Source organism: Salipiger mucosus DSM 16094 (assembly GCF_000442255.1).
In the GTDB taxonomy this organism is placed as follows: Bacteria; Pseudomonadota; Alphaproteobacteria; order Rhodobacterales; family Rhodobacteraceae; genus Salipiger; species Salipiger mucosus.
Map to the genome: position 1 here is coordinate 126,643 of NZ_KE557281.1, position 20,398 is coordinate 147,040.

A 20,398-nucleotide genomic window follows, 5' to 3' on the forward strand; every position below is an offset into this window, starting at 1 on the left:
CTACGGGCCACGGAACAAAGTTTCATATTTTGGAGAAAGCACATGGCATTCAACTGGCCCGACATCACCACCTACGGCGTTCAGCTTCTCATGGGACGGGACCCCGACACCCAGAAGCGCACCGCGATCTTTCGCTCGATGAACGGCAACTTCGACGAGGAGACCGAGATGGCGCTTCACAAGGTCGGGTACGCCAAGAAGAGCATGGATGGCGAAGCGGTGTTCGAGGCCACCGGTGGTCTGAAGGCGTCCCAGCTGAAGCAGGTCTTTCCTGATTTTCAGCTCAAGAGCATCGAGACGCAGCAGGACCGTGACCGCATCGTTTACAAGGGAACCCTGGAGCCCTGGTCTGATGCGATGACTGACGCGATCCGAGCGTCGGATGCGGAAGCGATCCGCGAGTCCGAAGCAGCGGACACGTCGCCGGCAGAAAATCAGGATGCGAAGATGCCCCCCAGCCCGGGGCACGACGATGGTGTGTCGAAGCCAGTCCAGGCTCTGCCTTTCGGCTTCGTTCCACAGTTCCAGTCGTATCTCGTTCACGAGGGTGTCCCGGAAGATGTCCGCGAGGATTTCATCGCGGCCGTGGCCGACATTTCCAGGGTCTTCGGCTTCGAGCAGGCCTTCATGGACAGCGAAAAGGATGGGCAGGACATCCGTCGCGAGTACAAGACTCTCGCCTCCGACAAGGAGCTCGCGAAGAGCCGGATCGTCGATTGCCTGGTGCCCTTCGTGCAGGCCTTCGAGAGCAAGTCCCAGGAGCAGAGGCAGGAGTTCGTCGAATTCGCTGCGGAGCACGGTGACGAGATGGACGACTACGTCTCCAGGGTCACCAACCTCATGGAACACTTCTACGAGGTCGAGCCGACAAAGAACGTGAAGAGCACTTTCGAGCGCGATCTTCGCATCACCGGTGTCCGGGCCATCAGCGTTCTGGCGACTATCGAGGATCAGGCCCAGTTCAACCGTGTCTCCCGCGAGTTCGCGAAAACCGATCCGCGGATCTCTTCGCTGGCCGCGACCCAGTTCGGAAACTTCAAGCTTCCGCTCACCAAGCTGCGCAAGAACGACGATTTCCGTGAGCGCCTCGACACGATGTGGGAGGACTTCAAGACCAGTCTCGAGGCCGCTCCCGCCCCGGCCTGATGGTGGGCGTCAAAAATCAGGAACAGACCGCGGTGGCGCAAGATGTTCCGCGCGGTCTGTCTCTTCATCTCCTCTCTTCCATAGACTCCGTCTCCAATAGCGTGGGTCGGCTCTGCCAGGGGATGGAAGGAGCCCGCGCCCTCGTTATCGACACCGCGGTGCGCGGCATGGGTCGGACGGTTCCTCCCGACAAACCGTTGCCGATGTCCCGGTTCGATCTAAACGTGGATCTCTGCGACATCCGTGCCTGCGCACGCCAGGAGCTATCCGACCGTCTTGCGGCCGCGGATGTCTGCGCAATCCTGGGCGGCAACACCTATGTTCTCAATCACGCCGCGGCCCAGGTCGATTTCGGTGACCTCCTCGCCCAGCGCGCGGAGCAAGGTCCGGAGCCGTTCCATGTCTTCGGATCGAGTGCTGGTGCACTCATTTTCGGTCGAGATATCTCTCATGCCGGAACGCTCGACAACCCGTCCGCCGCGCCGGACATCGTCGAGACCGGGGTCGGATGGATCGACGCGCGCATTCTCCCGCACCGGAGGTGCCCTTATTTCGGGATCGGCCCGAGGATCGAGAAGCTGATCCGGACGGATCCGGATCTGGGCTCTTTTCTGGTCATAGATGAGTGGGAGCTGATGACGTTCGACGGTCCGGAACTCGTCCCGTCGAACGTTCCGCGGTAGCGTCCCGGACGGTCAGTCGCCGCGCGCGTTCATGCCGAAGTCCTGCATCTCGGAGAGTGCTTCGACGTTTCCACCGCCCGGAACCGCGAGCTTCGCCTCTCCACGGATGCCGGTGAAGGTGTCCGGCGCGGGAATGTCGGAGATCCCGGTGTCATCCTTGCGGGACTCCCAGATGTAGGTCAGGTTTTTCGACCCCTGTTCTGCCTGGGATGCAGCGCCGGCGTTCCCGTAGAAGCGTTGGAGAATGTCTTCCGAGCCTTCCGATGGCGATGCCTGCTGTTCTTCTCGGGGAGCCAGTTTGACCAGATCGCCCGGGGTCGGTGCATCTTCAGGATCGTCAGCTGCGGTCGGTTGCGCCTCCGGAACGGGAGCTTCATAGCGCGGGGCCTCGCTCTCGGGCACGGGATCTCCGTCCTCGAGGTAGGATTTCAGTCGCTCCCCGGAGATGTCATCGGCGGAGATGGTACGGATGGGGGCCGGCGCTTCGATTGCTTCGGGATCAGGCACTGTGTTCTCGGGGGCCGCCTCGAGGGTAGCGGGGCGGTCTGTCTCGGTGTTGGCCAGGTGCCGTTGGAAGTGGTTCGAACCGATCACTGCCAGGAGGCTTACGGCCAAGACGCAGAGACCCGGCCCCACGACAAGGCCGACGGCCCATATTTTATCCCTCCGGGCTTTGTCGGCCTGCTTGTGCAGCTCAGTCTCGTACTCCGTTTTTTCGCGCTCTTCCCGATCACGTTGGCGGTGGTATAGCCCGCTCCGGAGGACATAGAGGAAAGAGACGGCATCACGGTGGCGGCCGGAAAAAATCCGTTCCCGGGCGTGTCCGTTCCTGATCACCAGGTGATGGCGGAAAAGGCCCCGTTCCACAGCTGCTGTCCAGTCGTCATCCTGAAGGGAGAACGTGAGGGCATTGTCCTGAATTCCTGAAACGCGATAGATCGCGGTCTCTGGGTTGTACAGAATGCTCTCAACAAGCGATGTCTTGGTCATGAATGGGTCTCCCGGAATACGTTGAGAAAAATCAGAAGTCGTTTTGCTGGCTGTCGAAGAATGCCTCGAGATCCATGAGGCCCTGGCCCTCGAGATAGTCATCGAGGCCGTCGACAGCCTGGTCGACGTGGGGGTCGACGAGCGGCCCCTTTACGATGTTCTCGGCGTTGAAGTGGCAAACGGCGCCGGCCCCTTCGATGTGGTAGGAGCGGCGGCCGCAATTGTTCAGCGTGTACCAGAGCGGACGGTCGACCGCCTTGAGCCAGCGGAACTCGGCAGAGGCAAACACGCCGCCATGTGCCCGCGACCAGGTCAGGAGACGGAAGAGCGCCGTGTTCGTGTATGCGTGCTTCGAAGCGTACTTCTCCATCATCTTTCCGAACTTCGGATCGGCGTTGACCTTCTCGAACATGGACTCCAGGAGCTTGTCGCGCTCTTCCGGCTTCATGGTGGTATAGGCGACCGCGATCTTTTCCTTGAAGCCACGGGCGTTCTTGTCGCGCTTGGCGTTGATGTAGAAGGCTGCGCAAAGCACCTTGACGTAGGTGTCGGCCTTTTCGACCCCCTGCCAGGGGGCCCCGAGCTGGTTCTCGAATGCGCGGGTCGCCGCATCGAAATCGAGCCCATCTTCCTCTTCCGACATCCTCACGTTGTTCGCTTTCATCCACTCCATGGGGGTCGCGGCCGGGCCTTCAACCTCGTCTGCATTGTCGGGATCGAAAGCTGCCCCAGGTGCGAACACCTTCCAGTGCTGGGACTGGAAGTCGGCGAGAGAGGGGCCGAACCCGCCGGCCAGTGAAAACTGGCGCGAGAACCCGCCGCCCTTCATCTTGAACAGGACATGCACCGCCATGGCCAGGATGAAGATCGCGAAGACCCATCGGAAAATGCCGCCGGCCATCTCGGACATGGTCATCATTTCCGCGTACTCGACTTCGAAGGGGTCGACGCGACCGTCGAAGGTCCCCTTCATGAATTCGAGGTAGCCGTTCGCGGTTCGTCCGAACGATCCCAGGCCGATCATGGCAAAGCCCTTCACGACGTAGAACTGGGCGATATCCAGGGCGAACATGGCCCAGACGATCACGTTTCGCGCAAAGGTCCAGATGAGCCAGACGATGAACACGAGCAGCCCGAACCCGACAAGGTACATCATCTCCTTGTCCTGTTGACTCTCTCCTCCTTGCTGGGATGCCATCGCGACTACTCTCCATTGGTGCAAAACGAGAGTATGAGATGAACGTTAATTCCGACTTATTCCGGTGATGCTCCGGATGCTGCGCATGAAGGCGCCCTTGTATCTCTCCTTGTGACGGACGGTCCAGGAATGGTACCGACCGACCCCCTCGAGGACATCGCCATCGGACAGGTCGATATTCCGGCGCAGGATCCAGGCGCCGGCGCGCACGTTGAAACAGCCGTTGTTCAGCAGCTCCCGCTCCGCGAGCCGCTCATTGCCGCGGAAGAAGTGATCGGCCACCTCGCCTACCCAGACATCATCGTTTATCTGCATCGGCCCCAGGTCGCGCGTCCCGTTGGTATTCTCCGTGTACTGCCCGACCGTACCACCTTCGGTGCGCATGATTGCCGCGATCACCACCGGATCGATATTGTACGCGGCCGCGGCCTGTCCGATGCATGCGGCGGTCACCAGCGACAGCATTTCAGGATCCTTTCTGTCTACCGCGCAGATCGAGCACCGTCTTGCGCCATTGACGGCAGCGGAAAGCGGCGATCATCTCGTCGTGGATGACGGTGACGGGAAGGTTATCGATCAGGATCTCGGTGAGGACGTGCACGTAGGCTTTCCGCCGCGGGGGAAGAAGGTCGTACTTTCGAGCGATGGTCAGGAGCTCGTCTTTCCAGAGAGCGCCGCAGATGGCGTGCGGAGCGAGCTGCATGAGTTTCGAGGCCCGGTCCGGAACATAACGGCTGTCGTCCCGCACGCTCGGCCAGAAATGGTTGCCATTCTTTCTTTTCGTCATCGGCCCGCGTTTCTTGGCCCGGTTGTCCGGACGCACCTTGCCCTCCCAGAGCTCGAGGCGCCCCCATCCGGCTGGGCGTTTGGCGAAGCACTTGTCCTTGATCGAGGGGTCGCAGAGGAGCCACATCTCTCGCGCGGCCATTGGATAGGTGAGCGCCTGGCGTTCCAGGCGAGCCGGGCTGTCCCCTTCCCCCTTTATCTCGACCCCGACGATATGGCTCGGCGTGATGGCGGCCAGGTCGAGCGATGCCGATCCCCAATCGTCGATGCTGAGTTCGGTCACGAGGATGGAGTCCGGATAGGCCGCCGCAAGCCAGTCCGTCGCAAGGGTCCTGAGGTCATTCGCTTTCATGCTGCCGGGCGTCCTCACATGATGTCGCCGATGAAGGCATGTCGGCCGGGGGCCGGGCGCTGGGCGATGTCGGACGGCTCATTTCCAGAATCCGGAGTGCGCGCGCCGCCGGTGTTGCTTGCGGCGCCCTCCTCGTCCGGGTCCGGGTCCGGCGCCGGATTTTCAGGATCCTTGGCGTCATCGGTCGGGTCAGCTTCCTCCGGGAGTACCTGGTCATCAGCGACGTCTTCCGTGGTCTCCTCCTCGGGCCCAGACGCGATAGGGTCTTTGCTGTCAGGCTCCGGAGCCGCGGCCGGCCTGCGCGCCGGTCGTGCCGGCTGATCCAGGGGGTCGACAACATGACCCTGCAGTTCAGCCTGGATCTCGGATAGCATTTTCGGGCTGATCTCGCCGCGGTCGATCAACTCGGCGAACCCCACGTTGAGCAGTCGCCGGAAGACTTCCTGGGGGCGGCTGTTGCGCTGGCACGCGCGCCAGAACGCAAGGAGGCGATCATCCTCCTCGAGTCCCGGCTTGAGATAGATCTGAACACTCTTGGCGCGCGGCATGGATCACCGATCACCCCTTCACGCGGATGAACTTGTAGAGTCCCTTCGCGTTGGAAAATTCAGGATCCTCCGGCATATGCCCGTTCGGAAAGTACCCCGCGATGGTCGTGAACAGAGCGGACCCGCCGCCGACGAAGACGACGGCATCCAGGTTGGCCGCCGAACCAAGCCGGCGCTCGACTTCGCGGGCGATCTTGCCCTCATGCTCGCTGACAACGGTTTCGACCAGCTCGCTGATGTCCTGTTCCTTGTTCCACAGGCGGATCGTTCCGGTGCGGACCGCGGCATCGAGCTTGTCGAGCGGGAACTTCTCCTTGATCTTGAATTCACGGTGGATCGCCTTGCGGACCTCGGTGTAGACGTCGAGAACGCCGATGTTCTCAGTGCCAGAGCGCGAGTGATCGATGGCATTTCCGCCAACCACCACGGCAACGTCGGTCGTTCGGCCCCCGATATCCACGATTGCGATGGAACCCGTCGCGTCGTGGCGCTGGTCGAGATTGTCATCCAGCACGTAGTCGAACCAGGCCGCGACCGCCTGGCAGCCGACGCGCACGTCCTCCACCTTGGGCATCGCCCGGCCGTCTGGTCCACTCACTCCGAGCTTCAGGTTCGAGGTCTTCGCATCGATGTGTTCGATGTCGCGCTCGTCGTCGAGGAAGTAGTCCGCGACCGGAAGCCCGGTCACGAGGTTCACGGACTTGCCGCCGTACCCGCATTTCACGAGCGCGTGGTTCACCAGGACCCTGTTGAGCTGCGAGGTATGGAAGCCGTCGAACTGCGTGTTCTCGGACTCGATCTCGTTCGAGACCGTGAAGATGTCGCCTTCTTCCGTCTCGTACTGATCGATCCCGCCGCCGCTGAACGAACTGAGCCCCGACCGTCCCTGGCGCACGGAGGAGCGAATGATCTCCTGGACGATTTCACCCGTCTCGGGATGCTCCCCGACCAGCTTGGTCTGTGCGTAGCCGTCGTCGACCGCGACGTTCAGGATCTCTGATTTTTTCGAATTCTCGGTCATCGTTTCACCTGCCTTTGGGCGGCAAGTAGGTGTGGACCGTTAATCTCGTGTTGCGTTGTCGTTCTGCTCGCGTTGCCTATGTCTTCGGTTCGGCAGGCTTGAGGCGGTCACCATGGAAGAACCGAGATTGACGCAGGCGTTGAAGGCGCATTTTGGACGGCTATCCGAACGTCTGGGCCGTCTTCCAACCCCATTGCATGCCTATGTCGCCGGAGGCGTCGCGGTAAATCATTATACTGGGCATCGGATGTCGGATCAGGTCGATGTCAAATGGTCTCACCGCGTTGCAATACCATCTGACATGCAGGTCTTCGAAGTCCAGAAATCAGAAGATCCCACTGACCTAAGGATCGTGACTGTGGACGGCGGCCTAAGTGACGTTTTCGGGTCGTTTCCGCCGGGCTGGGAAGAGAATTCACCCGAGATTTGCCGGGTCGGTGATATCGTCATCCACGTCATGGATCCGGTTGACCTGGCAGTGTCAAAGGTCGCCCGATTTCAAGATCGAGACCGCGAGGATATCCGGGAGCTTGCCGCGCATGGTCTGATAGACCCCGAGAGGTTTGAACAGCGGGTCACTGAAGCGTTGGATTTTTACGTCGGAGATATTACCTTCCTAAGGTACAACGTTGAAGATGCAGCAGAGATAATCAGGGATGCGACAAGAACGCCAGGCCTTCGATAGCCCAACGGCCTCCGCACGGGCTCGCGAAGCTCGTGCGATGTCGCTTCTTGCGGATGTGGTGACCGGCCGCTTTTTCCCGGCGAGTACCGATGGCGAGAGCTTTCTGCGCCAGCTTGGGTACGTTGCGCAACTTGCGCGGCATCGGATCGACGATCCGGAGGATCGCCTTCGAAAGGTGGTCGATTTCTGCAGAGAACAGGTCAAGGACCGCCCTGCTCCATCAGGCCAATACCGGGACCCAATCCAGCAGCGGTGGGGCGCCCCATGGCACATGGATCTTGGCAAGCTGCGCACGGAGCTCCCACTTCAGGTGAAGCGACTGGACGCTCTTTTTGCTCGTGGCCACTTGGAGCAGGGCGGTCAGAACAGCGGTCGCCGGTCGTAATCCTTCGGATGCGGCATCTTCTCTTGCGGCTGCGGATTTCGTCGTGGCCCGGAGAAGTAGAGACGGATGGCGCGCAGAGCCGACTTGAAGTCGTATCCGTACCGCTCCACCCAGTAGAAGAGCCCGAAGATCAGGCAAATGACCACGAGGGTCCAGGGCCGGATGTGAAGCAGGAATGCCACGAGGAAGATCGCGAGGCGCGCGTCGAAGAAGAAGAAGCGCGGTGCCTTGAAGGTGTTTCTCCAGTGAGCCATCGATCAGCCCTCCTCTGTTCGGCTACTGATGTGGCGGTGGGTGGACTCTGAAATTTGGCCGGCCTCGAACAGGGCCCGGGCGGACTCGCTCATGCTCCGTCCCTTGCAGGCGCCCTCCGCCAGGATTGCACGGCTCTCGGTTGGCCAGTCGTCGACATCGGTCTGCAGCAGCCGGGCCCGGACCCCTTCGTCGAAAATCATGTATTCGCGGCACCCGACCATCCCGCCGCCGACGCGCGGCAGCAGAAGCTGGGTGACAATCATCCGAAGGGTTTCCAGGATATCGACGGCCATGGCGCGACGTTCGTCCCCCGGAAAGGGCATCACGGCGCGCCGGAGGGTCTCGGCAACGCCGATGGTGTGCATCGTGGAGTAAAGAACGTGGCCGGTGAGCGCCGCTTCGACCGACGCCTGGATCGTGGCCTTGTCGCGGCTTTCGCCGATCATGATCATGCTCGGTTTCCGGCGCAGCGCATTGCGGACGCAATGGGCGAAGACGCCCTGGTCGTCGTGAATGCTGCCGGTCCGAGACCGCAGGTGCGTCCCGACTTCGGTCTGGAACACGAGGGAACTCGGCATCTGGACCTTGTCGTAGACGTATTCCACGGGCTTGGAGTACTCGAGGAGCTTTTCGTTGGCATCCTCCCTTTCCAGGATCATCCGGATTCCGGACGACAGCAACGTCGACTTGCCGGAGCCAGTCGGTCCGGTGATCAGCACCATGCCCTGTGCCGGCCGGAAGTTGTCGATGATGTCCTGTTCGATCCCGAGCTTGCTGATGTCGAGCGGAATTTCAGGAAGCGTCCGGATGGTAACCTGGATGCCGTCCGTGCCGATGGTTCTGCCACCGGTGATGTTCACCCTGAAACGCCGCCGGCCTCGCCCGGGGACCTTGATCTCGTGAGACGGATCGAGGTCGAAGCCCGACTTGATTTCCGCGGGACCGTTCTCGCCGTAGATGTAGCGGACGATCCCCTCGACCTCCGGGTGGCTGAGCGTCCGCTCGGTGACCTTGATGTTCTTGCCACCGATCTCCGCGATCACCGGCAGGTTCGACTGGAACGTGATGTCGGAAGCTTTCTTGTCCACGCACCACAGGAGGAGATCGTCGAACGCGTCTTCGCCCAGGCGGCCGTCGTATTCGAAGCTGCCGCCCTGGAAACCGCGCGAGAAGGTGTGTTCTTCGGTCATGTTGGCCTTCAGGTCTTTTGATCTGAAGGTGGGTGGAGACCGTTAAGGCTTGGGAAAAGTCACCGGGCCGTGAAGCAGACATTTCAACAATGCGACGAGCACAGTCTTTTCAGAGAAGATCACTGCCAAGCGTCACACGTATACCCAAACGATTCCAGCGCAGGCCGCCACACCGCAAACAATATTCATAAAAATCCCGATTTTCAGAAAATCGGTAAACTTATAATTCGCGGCTCCGTAGATCAGCATGTTCGTCTGATATCCGATGGGCGTGGCGAAACTGGCTGAGCCGCCAAACATCACCGCCACGGTCAGTGCCCTCGGATCCAGACCAGTGCTTTCTGCCAGGCCAATGGCGATGGGAGTAAAGACGACTGCGACCGCGTTGTTGGTGACCGCTTCGGTCAGGGCGGAGGCCAGCAGATAGACCGCAAGCAGCGCGTAGAAAGGTGGAAGCCCGGAAATCGGTCCCGACAGTTGGTCGACCAACAGCTCCACCGCCCCGGTATTCAGAAGCCCCTGACCGACGACCAGCATGGCGAAAATCAGAACGAGGATCGATCCATCGACTGAATTCCAGGCCTCGTCGGCGTCGATGCAGCGGAAGACCAGACTGGCGCAGACAGCCAGGATGGCCAGTGTCGCGATGTCGAATAGTCCGAAAGCCGCCAACACGATCACCGCGGCCAGAGCGGACAGGGCCATCGGCGCGCGACGGCGGCGGAAGGCCCGCCCCGTGGGTCGGCTGACCGAGACCAGTTCGGCCTCGTCCTCGAGCATCTGGTACACGTCCGCGGGGCCTTCCAGAAGCAGCTTGTCCGCTGGACGCAGCTGTACCTCTTCAAGGGTCGGGCCCGGATCCTGTCCGGGACGATGCGCTCCCAGCACCCTCACTCCGTAGCGCTGTCTCAGGGCCATGCCGCTCAGGCTGCGCGTGCGGGTCGCCTTGCGCGGGGATACGACCACCTCGACCGTGATCCGGTCATCCTCGCGCATTTCATCATCGTGTCGGTCCATCCTGAGGCCAGAGTCTTCGTGCATGGTCAGGATCTCGGACGTCGGCGCACGCAGGATTACCATATCGCCTTCTTCGACGGGATAATCACCGGAGGGACGCGTCAGGCGCTTGCCGTCTCGGCGCAGCGCGATCACCTCCACGCCGGACCGATTGAATGGCGCGATATCGTCCAGGGTTTGACCAGCATATTTTTCGGCGACGACCACATCAGATAGAAAAGTCGTCTCGCTCAACATCTGGTCCGGATCCCTGGCCTCGCGGTCGGGCAGAAGCCACCGCCCGACGAGCGCCAGTGTCATCCCGCCAGAAACAGCCACCAGGATACCGATGGGCGTGATCTCGAAAATGCTGAACGGTGCCAAACCCTGATCTCGGGCCACGCCGTCCACCAGAAGATTGGTCGAGGTGCCGATCAACGTGCAGGTCCCACCAAGGATCGCCGCGTAGGACAATGGCATAAGGATGCGGGTGGCGCCGATCCTCAGCGTGGCGGCCAGGCGGATCACAACCGGGATCAGAACCAGAACAACCGCGGTGTTGTTGACAATCCCCGAGGCCAGCACCGTCGCACCCAGGATCACGCCCAGCGCGATCTTCGGTCGAGACTGCGCCTGCGAAATCGCGACAGAGGAGATCGCTTCCAGCACGCCGGTGCGCACCAGCGCCCCCGACAACACGAACATCGCTCCGATGGTCAATGGCGCCGGATTGGAAAAGACCGTCAGCAACTCGTCCGAACTGACGTAGCCGAGCGCCACGAACACCGCGGCAAAGCCCGCGGCCGAGACTTCGGGTGGATATAGCTCCATCATCATCACCGCAAACAGCGCGATGACCAGGGCCAGCGCGATGAAAGCCTCGTATTCGTTTGAAAGAGCGACCAGTCCAGTCAAGGTATCCATGAGGTCAGTCTATCTGACGTTCCATGCATCGGCGAGCCGGTCAGCACGCGTTGTTCGACGGCCCTGTGTTGTCGCAACTGTTCCTGGAATCTTTCAGGCGCAACCAAAACATCGCGTCGGCGAAATGGGCGATTGGAGCCTGATGTGACTGGCGTGAAACTGGCATCAGGACCTTTGTTGGGACTGCCGGTCCAGCCCGCGCAGTGGCGCGGTTTTAGTTCCCGCGCAGGCGAAAACGGTCGCGATAGGCGGACGGCGTGACTCCGCTATGGCGTTTGAAGACGCGGCGGAAGAAGGCGACATCCTCGTAGCCGACCGAGAGCGCAACTTGCTCAATCGACGGTGCACCGTCTTCGAGCAATTTGCGCGCCGCAGAAACGCGGATCATCTGAAGGTACACCCCGGGCATGTGACCCGTTGCCTCCTTGAACCGACGCACAAGGTTGCGCCGGCTCATGCCTGCCTTGTTTGCGATTTCCTCGACCGGTACGTCGCGGTGGAAGTGTCTGCTGAGGTGATGCTCGGCGTCCCGAACTTTTTCGTCATCGTGTGGCCGTGCGAGCGGCAGAAGCGCATATCCGGACTGGCTCGGTCGCGGCATGTCGAGGAGAAGTGCCTTGGAGCACTGGATTGCCAAGTCACGACCGCAGAGGCGCTCGACGAGGTGCAGGCTCAGGTCGCTGGCAGCGTTGACACCACCGCTGCAATACAGGCCTGCATCTTCGGTGATCAGCATGTCGGTCTGCCAGTCCACCCCGGGGTATCGACGCCGGAAGCCTTCGGCGACACCCCAGTGTGTCGTCGCCCTGCGCCCCTCGAGAAGACCGGCCTCGGCCAGGAATGCGACGCCTGAACACGACCCCGGCGATCTGTCGTCCCCGTCCGGTACCGCTCCGCCAACCATGGCGGGATCGAGGCGTAGCGCGTCATCCATTCATCCGGCACCGGGCCCGAGGCCGAGACCATGATCAGGTCGACCGGCCCGAGGTCCGCGATGGCTCGGTCGGGTGCGAGGCGCAGTCCATAGGCGCTGTCCACCGGTGCGCCGTCGATGGAGGCGGTTGTGACACGGAACCGCGGCTCGGGAACATCCCCGCACATCTCGTTCCACATCGTCCCGGCGGCCGAGAAGACCTCTATTGGACCTACGGCCGTCGACGCATAGCCTTCGTTGACCAGAATGACCGCGACGTCCAGTTTGTGTTTTCCCTCCGTCATCCCCGCAATACTGGCATTTCTGGGTCGAAAGTTCACCCGTTGAGCATGCGATGGCACGATCCTCCCTGTTTTCCGTCCGTATCGTCCGGTGCCATTTCGCCTGATCCTGCGCCAGTATTTGAACGTGAACGAAATAGAGAGGAGGCAGAGATGGATCTCTACATCATTCGCCGTCATGGCATCTGGTCAAACGAAGACGAACTCGCGGCGACTAATGAAAAATCGCTGCAGGTCGGCCAGGAAATGCAGGATCGGCTGCGCTGGATCCGCAGCTACGCGGTGACCGAGGAAGATGGCCGGATTGGATCGGTCTGCATATACGAAGCGAGCGACCGCGAGGCCATTCGAGAACATGGTCAACGCATCGGTGCGCCAAGTGAGGACGTTCGCCGAGCTTTCGGCACTGCCGTCAAGCGGGAAGATCCCGAGCCGGTAACGGCTGTATAAAAACACTGCCGCACCCCAAAATTCATAGAGGGCCGGTGATTCAGCCGGCCCTCCCAAGTGTATGGGTGTCGCTGACGAAACTGGCGACATAGAGAACGGCCAGGTATTGGAAACGGTCATCTGAAGTTCCGTCATCTTCTTCGAGCCGGATTCGTGAGCATCAAAAATAGCTTGCACACCGCTCTTGAAGTGGAATCTGAAGAGCGGCGCCAACCCGAAGTCAGCACTCATTGACAGCTGTGACGCCGAAATGCTTGGGTCCTCCCGTGATCGTGTCACGCAGAAGGAGATTTCGATGAAACATTTTTCTTTGCTCCCCGTCGCTCTTGTCATTGCTGGATGCAATGCGGACATGCCGTCCGATACCGCAATGGTAACGCCGGCAGACGGACCTTCAGCGCTATCCGGGAAAACCCTTTCAAACTCTGATACCACCCTCATCGTGAATGCCGACGGCACTCTCACCGGCCAGGAAGCAACTGGCGAAGCAGTCTCCGGCACCTGGACAGTCGAAGACGGGCAGTGGTGCCGTACCCTGACCCAACCGGAAGCTTATGCAGGGACGTCTTGCAGGACTGTCTTGATCGAGGGCGATCAGGTCACTCTCGCTCGGCCCGACGGCTCAGGTCCCACTTATACGATGATGTGATCCATTTCGGGACACCTGGGCAACGGTTGGCTCCTGTGAGCGCGCCACACCTCAAGTCGATCTGAAAGTGTTTATTGATTCAAAGTCGCAGCAAGTTCAGGCTTGGGTTGCGGACGCAGCGCGGCATCGCCCCTCTTTTCCCGATCCCAAGGGCCGATGCTGACTCCCCAGATCCCTCGCTGCGTCCGTACTTTTGTAACCTGGCAGTTTCTCTGAAAACAGCCAGGGCCCGACCGCTGCCGGCCGGGCCCCTCGAACATCCCCGATCCCGTCGCAGGTCGGGAGGCGGAGACGATGTCGTCGGTCAGTACTGCCGATCCGCGTCATTGGGATAGTCGTGGATTTCGCTGTCCTCGTCGTTCGGCCGGGCATACTCGCCGGCGGATCCATTCGTGATCGTCGGCACCCAGAGTGAGGAGTCCGTCTGCAGCTGCGGATCCCGCGTAATCCGGATCGCCCGGTCGTTCACGCGCATTCCTGCCCCGGTCCCGGTCACGCCCATGGGCGCCTTGGAAACCACCGGTGCACTGACCTTGCCTTCCGCCAGCAGCTCGGTGAACTTCAGCATCCCGCTGTAGTCGCGGTCGAGCTCGTTCAGATCTGCCTGGAAGATCTCGTTGGCCTGCTTGACGCCGGCCTTCCAGCCCTCCTCGACATGGTGCTCCCAGATTTCCCGTTCCCCGTCGGTGCGCGGCAGGATTTCATCCGGCGGGCGCTTGGGCGTAGAGTACTCGCGCAGCAGGTATGAATGCCACATGGGCGGCACGGGCGAGAACCGGGCCTGCGAGATGATCTCGTAGACCGTGTCGGCGACCCGAACGGTCTTGCCGGCGTCCGAAAGCTCGTAGGTGTCCTCGGCGTCGGAGATGACAGGTGGCATCACCACCGAGTTATCAGGGCCGCGGATCATGACTTTCCGGAAGTCGTAGATCTGGTCGAGCTTGTCTGCACGTTCCCGCAGCATGAGGTTCGTCTGGCGGGTCGCATGCGCGAGACCACCACGGGCCCCGTAGGACTGCGCCGTCTCCTTGATCGCCGGCCGCCGAAGCTTGTCCTCCTCGGAGGCGTCTTCCTCGAGTTCATCCCCCAGCGGCTCGATGGACTGCAGCTCGCCCAGCGAACTGGTCTCGGCCTTTGTGATGTCCTCGAGATGCCGGGCCCCTTCGTTGACGTCCGCCCTGGGGCCCGGCATGCGAGCTTTGCTGTCGCGCCCCATCTGGTGCGCCGAGGAGATCTTCGGCGCCGTGTCGAAGGGCATCGTTTCCACGCAAGCCGACAGGAGGAGTCCCCCTGCAGCCAGCGCTACCATCTTGGTCGGTGTCATTGCGGAAGCTCCTTACTTGCCGAGCTTCTCTTTGTGCCGGCGCACCTTGGTCGGTGCCTTCCGCGAGCTGGAATCGAATGACGGTGCCGACATCCTGGATGCCGGCGCTTTCGACGCCTCGGCGACCCGGTCGCTGTGGTAGCGGAACTCGATGCGCTTGGCATTCGGATCCACGAAGACCTCGGCGTGCTTGGACACCTGGTATCCAAGGTCTTCGAAGACCTTGATGGCCGGCTCGTCGACGGCCGAGATCGAAACCATGATGTCCACTGCCGGCTCCTGCCCCACCACGGCGTACTTGTAGCCGATGTTGCGCGCCAGTTCTCCGACGAGGTCGACCCCGGGCCCCACCCATTCGATGGTCGTCGGGCGGCGCAGCTCGGGCGGCAGATCACTCAGATCCTCCGCGTCCATGGCGTCCTCGGTCGGGGCCGTGCGTGTGCGTTCGATCTGGGCGAGCGTCTCGTTCGCGTTTGCCGAGCGTTCGGCCGCCTCTGACAGCGTGTCGTCGATCTGCCTGGCTGCCTCGGAGTCCCATTTCCCGGTCTCGGGATGGTTGCGATCCCGCGACCCGAGATCGAATGCGTCCGTGCAAGCGGTGGTCCCCAGCAGAGCCAGGATGGCCGCGGTCTTCGTGAAGTATTTCATGTCGTCTCCTGCGATTGTGTTTCTGCCGCCCGGGCACTCCCGGAAAGCCAACTGGACAGAAGAAAACACAACAAGGTTAGGTCGCGTTTAATGCGGGCGCAGCCGTGATTTGTTCTTCTATTTTTCGAGACATTGGTCTACTTCCCCGCCAAAGGGAGCAATCCATGTACGACGTCGTCAACCAGCAGCGCATCGACCAGGAACTGGGCCGCATCTTTCGTGGTGTCACGAAGGATCCGCGGATTTCCCGATGGGTGAAGAAGAGGGCAGTGCCTTTCCTGAAATCTCGCCCGAGCGACGTGATCGAGATCCAGAGCGGATCTCCGCTGGCACGCGGTGTTCCCGACTGGGCCGCGAAGAAACTCTCCGAAGGAGAGTCCGTCCACACTTTCGCGCTGAGCCATGGAAGCGAGGATCAGCTCTCACATATCCGGGACATGTTCGAGAGCCTTCTGGACGAAGAGGCCAACCAGTCCGGGACGCGGGCCGACAGCGCATCGAAGATCCTGAATTCTCTTTCGCACTACGACGTGCGCGGTGCCTACGAGTTGGCTGACGATCTCTTCGAGACCATGGCCCGCCATAACATCCGGCATGCCGGACGCAGTCGCAACGCCGTCTTTGCTCAAGCGCGGGAAGACGAGGAGCCTGTCCGGATCGACACGGAAAGCGGGCTCGTCTGGCGGCAGGTGGTCCCCCGCGGTCTGAAGACGGTGGCCGTGGCCCTGAAGAACTGCATCGGCGGGCGAGGCTACGCCAACTCGGTGAAAAATGGGCACAGCGAAGTCTGGTGCCTGGTGAACGACGTCACGGATTCTGATTTCGACGCCCAGCGCGACATCCTGATGGTCGCTCAGACCGACCTGCGCAGCGCCTCGATCAAGGAGGCCAAGGGGCCGGGCAACAAGCCGATGCTGCAGTACGACTACGAACTCCAGGAGTTCGCGGACGCCAAGGGTGTTCGAAAACAGCGCCAGCCGGGCGTCGGCCGCCAGGTCCTTCACCGGGAAACCGTCGAACTCACGAAACGAAAACTGGCGCAGGTCGGCGAGTACGAGCTCTTCGTCTCCAAGTCCGAGAACGAGAAGATCCCTTATGCCGTCGATGCCGACCTGATCGACAGCTGGGAGATCTCGATTGCGCGGGAGACGGGCAACGGGCGCCTGGATGTCACGAAAGCGGGATCATATTGGAAACATCATGAAAATGGGTCCGAAGCCATCCAGATCTATCCTGCATGGCTTTCCACCGCCTCAGACCAGGTATCGACCTACGATAAGCTGGCGGCTTTCTGCGAGGGCATGGAAGCGCAGGTTACCAACCTCGTTGCCGTTTCGGCCGCGACTGTCGGCAACCTTCACGCGCGAGATGCCGTCAGAAAGTCCCGAAACGGCTTCCTGTCTGACGACCTCGGGCAGCTTGTCGCATCGCCGGCCGGCCAAATCAGGAACTTCATGGACACCTTCGTCTACGAGGACGGAGACGAGAACGTCGATGTTGCCGTGTCGGAGGACGGGATCGTCCTTGTCCGAGATCACCGCTCAGACCCCGATACCACGGGTGACGGTGAATTCATCCTGTCCGGTGCCAACCGGATCACCGCGGCTGCCAGGCAGTGCGATCCGGACGTGGCCGTCTCACGCGCGAATTGGCGACGCCTGATCAGTGAACAGCCCGTCGATCAGACGGCTCTCACGCCGGTCATCACCCGGCAGGATATCCAGCTCGAGTCCTTCAGTTCCCTGGAGCACATCGATTTCAGCGGTGAGATCACCCGTCTCTCCATGCAGGGATACGGTGATCTCCGCCCGGTGGGTTTCGCGATCCGGAAAGACCAGGCGAACGCGTTTCGCGAAAAGATCGTTTCCAGATCTCCCGAGATAGAGGGGATCGGAGCATCCCTGGTCGCGGCCGACGTCCCAGGCGAAGGCAAGCTGATCTTCCTCAAGACTGAAAACGGCCAGGTCGAACCGCTGGCATCCCTGCGGCGCCGCGGGCCGATACAACAGATCGTGGGTTACGGGTTCGACGTCTTCCGGGAAGCCTCGATCCTGTCCGGCATGCAGAGTATGAACCGTGACGTTCAGGGGGCGGCAGCTTCCATCGCGGTTCTGCGGGAACTGGATCGAATGCGTGACAGCACGGATTACGTCCCATTCCAGTCCACGTCCTCGAGCACTTACGATAACGACTGGTTTCCGCAGAACCTGGTGCGCAATGGCCGCCTTGTTCCGGAAGCGCTCAAGAACGTCGGAAGCGAAGAGGCCCCCATCATCCGTCTGGACGGGCCCACGCGCTTTGTCGGGATCTCCCCCGGAGATGACGGCTCTCTCGAGGGTGGTCGCGTGGCCTGGATCGCCGGCAAGCGCCCCCGCGGGGAGATCACGCTCCAGAATGTCTTTCCGGGCGGGGCCGAGCACCTGGCGCAAACGCTCGAGGACAGGACCTGGCGGGTCGCAACCAGCCGGTCCCATTCTGTGGACAATTCCATCGAAGCCGACGGTTACCGTGTCGCGAACGGCATCCTGCTCGAGATCGGCCATGATCATGTCGATGGCCTGGAAAGCAACGGTTTCACGGTCGCACGTGTCCCCACGACATCCGGCGATGATCGCCATTGGACGATTCAACACGAGAACACGCCCAGCGTCGCCAGCATTTCCGCGTCCGGGATGGACGAACCCAAGATCGACGGAAAAACCCGGGCCAACATCCTCTTTCGAGGTGGGTTGCCTCTCGACGATGCGCTTCGTGATTACATGATCTCTGTGGTCAACGAAGCCGACATGGCGCTCGACGACATGGACAGGCAGATGCTTGGCGTCGAGACGTCAGACGACGGGACGTACGAGTCCCGCGAGGACGCAAGCCTGGAGGATTGCTACGCCATCAGCGAAACCCATTACGCGGGACGGGTCATCCCCGATCCCGAAGGGCATCCGGGGAGCGTGCGAGGCTACCACGTGTCAGCGTGCTGGTCGCTCGTGAACAGGCAGACGGGTGAGCTTGAAGGAGTGATGGCAAAGGACGGCTTCCGCTCCGACAGCAGCACGCTTGATCTGCTTTCCGGGGCGGCGACGTTGAGAGAGCGCCTCGACCAAGGGGCGGTTCATCTGCACCCCTACGAGGTGGCCGAGGAAGCTGCCCTTCTGAACTCTTGAATTCACCTGCCTATTGGAAGCTAACACGTCCGTCTTTAGCTTCCAAAATCGATGTTAGAGTCCAGTTTCTCACGCGTGGCGTCTCTTGCCATCTTCCTGATTTTCGCCGCCTGACACTTGCATTGTCTCGGTCACGTGGGTCAAAAAGGAGATAACCATGACCAGCGACGACCGAACATATTCAGCGTATCAGGACGGCTACAGCGTCTTCGTCTGGCCGGACGCGGATGCCGTCTCGCCGAGGGATGCCGGTTTCAAGAACCTCGGCATGATCAGGATCGCGCCCGAGCGACGTTTCGAGCGCCTGACATCCGACGACCCCGAGGACATGACAAGCCTCGAGAAGATGAAGAGCGAGATGGCCGAGGCGAAGGACATCATCGCCCTGCCCCTCTATGCGATGGCGGCAGGAGACCCCGACAGCAGCACCGGTTTTTTCCAGCTTCACAGCAAGCCGTTCCTGGGCGACAAGCAAGGGGTCCTGGTCGGGTTCGTCAGTGCACCGTTTTCAGATGCGATGGCCTACTTTGGTCGGGAAGAGATGACGGAAGATCTCTACCACGATGTCCTGGAACGTCTCGCCGACGAAATCATGCTGATGAACACCTATCTGGCCGACGAGGTATACCGGTTCGAGGTTCATGACAGCAATGGCGATGTGGTGTCCGAAGGGGCGTCCATCTACGAAGCCGAACTGGCCCTCGACGAGGCGATGCATGACATCCAGCGCGTCCAGGAAAAGCTGCCGTCTGCCTTCAAAATGTGATTTTCCGGATTCGTGGCGCAATCAGGGAAAAATCAGAGAATGCGTCGCCAATGAGGACGTGTGTCGGCGCAACATGCTCTCCTTCCCCGTTATCACGGTTAAAATTTGTACGACACCCCCTTCGCCTGAAAAAATTCCTTCTTGGGTGGCCGTTGGGATGTGGACATCCTGAAGTGGCGTGAATAGCCTAAAAAAAACTATCATAAGACGATCTCCTATGGGATGCGCCGCGCAATAATTGCGCGGCGCAAGGGGCGTCGAGCGTGTGTGTATAACGTCATTTTGGGGAGTATACGATGACGGCCACGAATTATTCCGACGGATTTCCAAACCGATACTACCAATCCCGAAAAACCCGTGATGCCATCCGAGACGACAGTCGGAGCTTCTATCCCCTTTTCGCAAAACGCCTCCTGGACCTGGCGCTGGCCATCGCGCTCGTGCCTGTCTTGCTGCCGGTGATCGCGGTGCTCTGGGCCATGACGACCCGTGACGGCGGGCCGGGGTTCTTCGGACACCGCCGGATCGGGCGCAACGGAGAGGTGTTCCGCTGCTGGAAAATCCGCACCATGGTTGTCGATGCAGAGGCCCGGTTGGCCGAGCATCTGGCGAACGATCCCGAGGCGGCCGCGGAATGGGAGCGAGATCACAAGCTGCGCGACGATCCCCGCATCACTCGCCTTGGAGCCTTCCTGCGGTCCACCAGCCTCGACGAGCTTCCCCAGATCTGGAACGTGCTGAAGGGCGACATGAGCTTCGTCGGGCCGCGGCCGGTCGTGCGGGACGAGATGCGAAAGTACGGTGCCGCCCGGACCGCATACCTGGCGATGAAACCCGGCATCACCGGCCTCTGGCAGGTCTCGGGGCGCAACGACGTTAGCTACGAGGAGCGCGTTGCCATGGACGTCGACTACGTCTCGCGCGTTTCGCTCATGACGGACATCCGGCTCATCCTGCTGACGGGGCTTTCGGTTCTGGATCGCACCGGGCGATAGAGAATTGCGGCAGTGGCCGCGATCTTCCACG

Annotated in this window: 21 protein-coding genes; 9 read left to right on the plus strand and 12 right to left on the minus strand. The window is 61.0% G+C overall.

Features of this window, described 5'->3' with window-relative positions; translation table 11 throughout:
• Positions 1-42: 42 nt before the first annotated feature.
• Positions 43-1,146 (plus strand): hypothetical protein, encoded by a 1,104-nt coding sequence (locus SALMUC_RS20600; RefSeq protein ID WP_020041742.1) that lies wholly within the window; start codon positions 43-45, stop codon positions 1,144-1,146.
• Positions 1,146-1,829 carry a Type 1 glutamine amidotransferase-like domain-containing protein gene (locus tag SALMUC_RS28420; RefSeq protein ID WP_020041741.1) on the plus strand — a complete coding sequence of 228 codons (684 nt, stop codon included), beginning with the start codon at positions 1,146-1,148 and terminating at the stop codon, positions 1,827-1,829. Before SALMUC_RS20600 ends, SALMUC_RS28420 begins: the two co-directional genes overlap by 1 nt.
• A gap of 12 nt (positions 1,830-1,841) precedes the next feature.
• Here SALMUC_RS28420 and SALMUC_RS20610 read toward each other — a convergent pair whose 3' ends face one another.
• From SALMUC_RS20610 to parM, 6 genes are all read right to left on the minus strand, one after another.
• Complete coding sequence (locus SALMUC_RS20610) at positions 1,842-2,819, minus strand: hypothetical protein (RefSeq protein ID WP_020041740.1); 978 nt, start codon at positions 2,817-2,819, stop codon at positions 1,842-1,844.
• A gap of 31 nt (positions 2,820-2,850) precedes the next feature.
• Positions 2,851-3,975: a secretion/conjugation apparatus DotM-related subunit gene (locus SALMUC_RS20615; RefSeq protein ID WP_020041739.1), complete on the minus strand. Its 1,125-nt coding sequence runs from the start codon at positions 3,973-3,975 to the stop codon at positions 2,851-2,853.
• A gap of 87 nt (positions 3,976-4,062) precedes the next feature.
• A complete protein-coding gene (locus SALMUC_RS20620) occupies positions 4,063-4,482 on the minus strand; it encodes a lytic transglycosylase domain-containing protein (RefSeq protein ID WP_020041738.1) in 420 nt (139 codons plus the stop codon).
• Between the two features lies 1 nt (position 4,483).
• Complete coding sequence (locus SALMUC_RS20625) at positions 4,484-5,155, minus strand: hypothetical protein (protein WP_020041737.1); 672 nt, start codon at positions 5,153-5,155, stop codon at positions 4,484-4,486.
• A gap of 14 nt (positions 5,156-5,169) precedes the next feature.
• Positions 5,170-5,703, minus strand: a complete 534-nt coding sequence (locus tag SALMUC_RS20630; RefSeq protein WP_021120746.1) for a hypothetical protein — start codon at positions 5,701-5,703, stop codon at positions 5,170-5,172.
• A 10-nt stretch (positions 5,704-5,713) separates the two neighbouring features.
• Positions 5,714-6,724: a ParM/StbA family protein gene (parM, locus tag SALMUC_RS20635; RefSeq protein WP_020041736.1), complete on the minus strand. Its 1,011-nt coding sequence runs from the start codon at positions 6,722-6,724 to the stop codon at positions 5,714-5,716.
• A gap of 247 nt (positions 6,725-6,971) precedes the next feature.
• Between parM and SALMUC_RS20640 the strand changes: the two genes are divergently transcribed.
• Positions 6,972-7,409 (plus strand): DUF6036 family nucleotidyltransferase, encoded by a 438-nt coding sequence (locus SALMUC_RS20640; protein ID WP_020041735.1) that lies wholly within the window; start codon positions 6,972-6,974, stop codon positions 7,407-7,409.
• Between the two features lie 37 nt (positions 7,410-7,446).
• Complete coding sequence (locus tag SALMUC_RS20645; RefSeq protein WP_037372481.1) at positions 7,447-7,794, plus strand: hypothetical protein; 348 nt, start codon at positions 7,447-7,449, stop codon at positions 7,792-7,794.
• Here SALMUC_RS20645 and icmT read toward each other — a convergent pair.
• The 4 genes from icmT to SALMUC_RS31260 all read right to left on the minus strand — a co-directional run bounded on the left by icmT (position 7,770) and on the right by SALMUC_RS31260 (position 11,895).
• Positions 7,770-8,048 carry an IcmT/TraK family protein gene (icmT, locus tag SALMUC_RS20650; RefSeq protein WP_020041734.1) on the minus strand — a complete coding sequence of 93 codons (279 nt, stop codon included), beginning with the start codon at positions 8,046-8,048 and terminating at the stop codon, positions 7,770-7,772. The two genes, SALMUC_RS20645 and icmT, sit on opposite strands and share 25 nt — an antisense overlap.
• A 3-nt stretch (positions 8,049-8,051) precedes the next feature.
• Positions 8,052-9,239, minus strand: coding sequence for a type IV pilus twitching motility protein PilT (locus SALMUC_RS20655; RefSeq protein WP_020041733.1), 1,188 nt, complete (start codon positions 9,237-9,239; stop codon positions 8,052-8,054).
• Between the two features lie 132 nt (positions 9,240-9,371).
• On the minus strand, positions 9,372-11,159 hold the full coding sequence (locus SALMUC_RS20660) for an SLC13 family permease (RefSeq protein WP_020041732.1): 1,788 nt from the start codon (positions 11,157-11,159) through the stop codon (positions 9,372-9,374).
• 214 nt (positions 11,160-11,373) lie between these two features.
• Positions 11,374-11,895 carry a GlxA family transcriptional regulator gene (locus SALMUC_RS31260; protein WP_245584730.1) on the minus strand — a complete coding sequence of 174 codons (522 nt, stop codon included), beginning with the start codon at positions 11,893-11,895 and terminating at the stop codon, positions 11,374-11,376.
• A 632-nt stretch (positions 11,896-12,527) separates the two neighbouring features.
• Here SALMUC_RS31260 and SALMUC_RS29130 point away from each other — a divergent pair.
• Positions 12,528-12,824, plus strand: coding sequence for a nickel-binding protein (locus SALMUC_RS29130; RefSeq protein WP_021120748.1), 297 nt, complete (start codon positions 12,528-12,530; stop codon positions 12,822-12,824).
• Positions 12,825-13,119: 295 nt separating this feature from the next.
• Positions 13,120-13,473: a hypothetical protein gene (locus tag SALMUC_RS30060; RefSeq protein WP_156883586.1), complete on the plus strand. Its 354-nt coding sequence runs from the start codon at positions 13,120-13,122 to the stop codon at positions 13,471-13,473.
• Between the two features lie 304 nt (positions 13,474-13,777).
• On the opposite strand, the gene SALMUC_RS28425 is transcribed toward SALMUC_RS30060, so the two are convergent.
• Positions 13,778-14,797, minus strand: a complete 1,020-nt coding sequence (locus tag SALMUC_RS28425; protein ID WP_020041729.1) for a type IV secretory system conjugative DNA transfer family protein — start codon at positions 14,795-14,797, stop codon at positions 13,778-13,780.
• Between the two features lie 12 nt (positions 14,798-14,809).
• Positions 14,810-15,445 carry a DotD/TraH family lipoprotein gene (locus SALMUC_RS20680; RefSeq protein ID WP_020041728.1) on the minus strand — a complete coding sequence of 212 codons (636 nt, stop codon included), beginning with the start codon at positions 15,443-15,445 and terminating at the stop codon, positions 14,810-14,812.
• A gap of 164 nt (positions 15,446-15,609) precedes the next feature.
• Between SALMUC_RS20680 and SALMUC_RS20685 the strand changes: the two genes are divergently transcribed.
• The 3 genes from SALMUC_RS20685 to SALMUC_RS20695 all read left to right on the plus strand — a co-directional run bounded on the left by SALMUC_RS20685 (position 15,610) and on the right by SALMUC_RS20695 (position 20,367).
• A complete protein-coding gene (locus SALMUC_RS20685) occupies positions 15,610-18,606 on the plus strand; it encodes a hypothetical protein (protein WP_020041727.1) in 2,997 nt (998 codons plus the stop codon).
• A gap of 157 nt (positions 18,607-18,763) precedes the next feature.
• Positions 18,764-19,372, plus strand: a complete 609-nt coding sequence (locus SALMUC_RS20690; protein WP_020041726.1) for a hypothetical protein — start codon at positions 18,764-18,766, stop codon at positions 19,370-19,372.
• Positions 19,373-19,668: 296 nt separating this feature from the next.
• Positions 19,669-20,367: a sugar transferase gene (locus tag SALMUC_RS20695; RefSeq protein ID WP_020041725.1), complete on the plus strand. Its 699-nt coding sequence runs from the start codon at positions 19,669-19,671 to the stop codon at positions 20,365-20,367.
• The last annotated feature ends 31 nt before the right edge of the window (positions 20,368-20,398 follow it).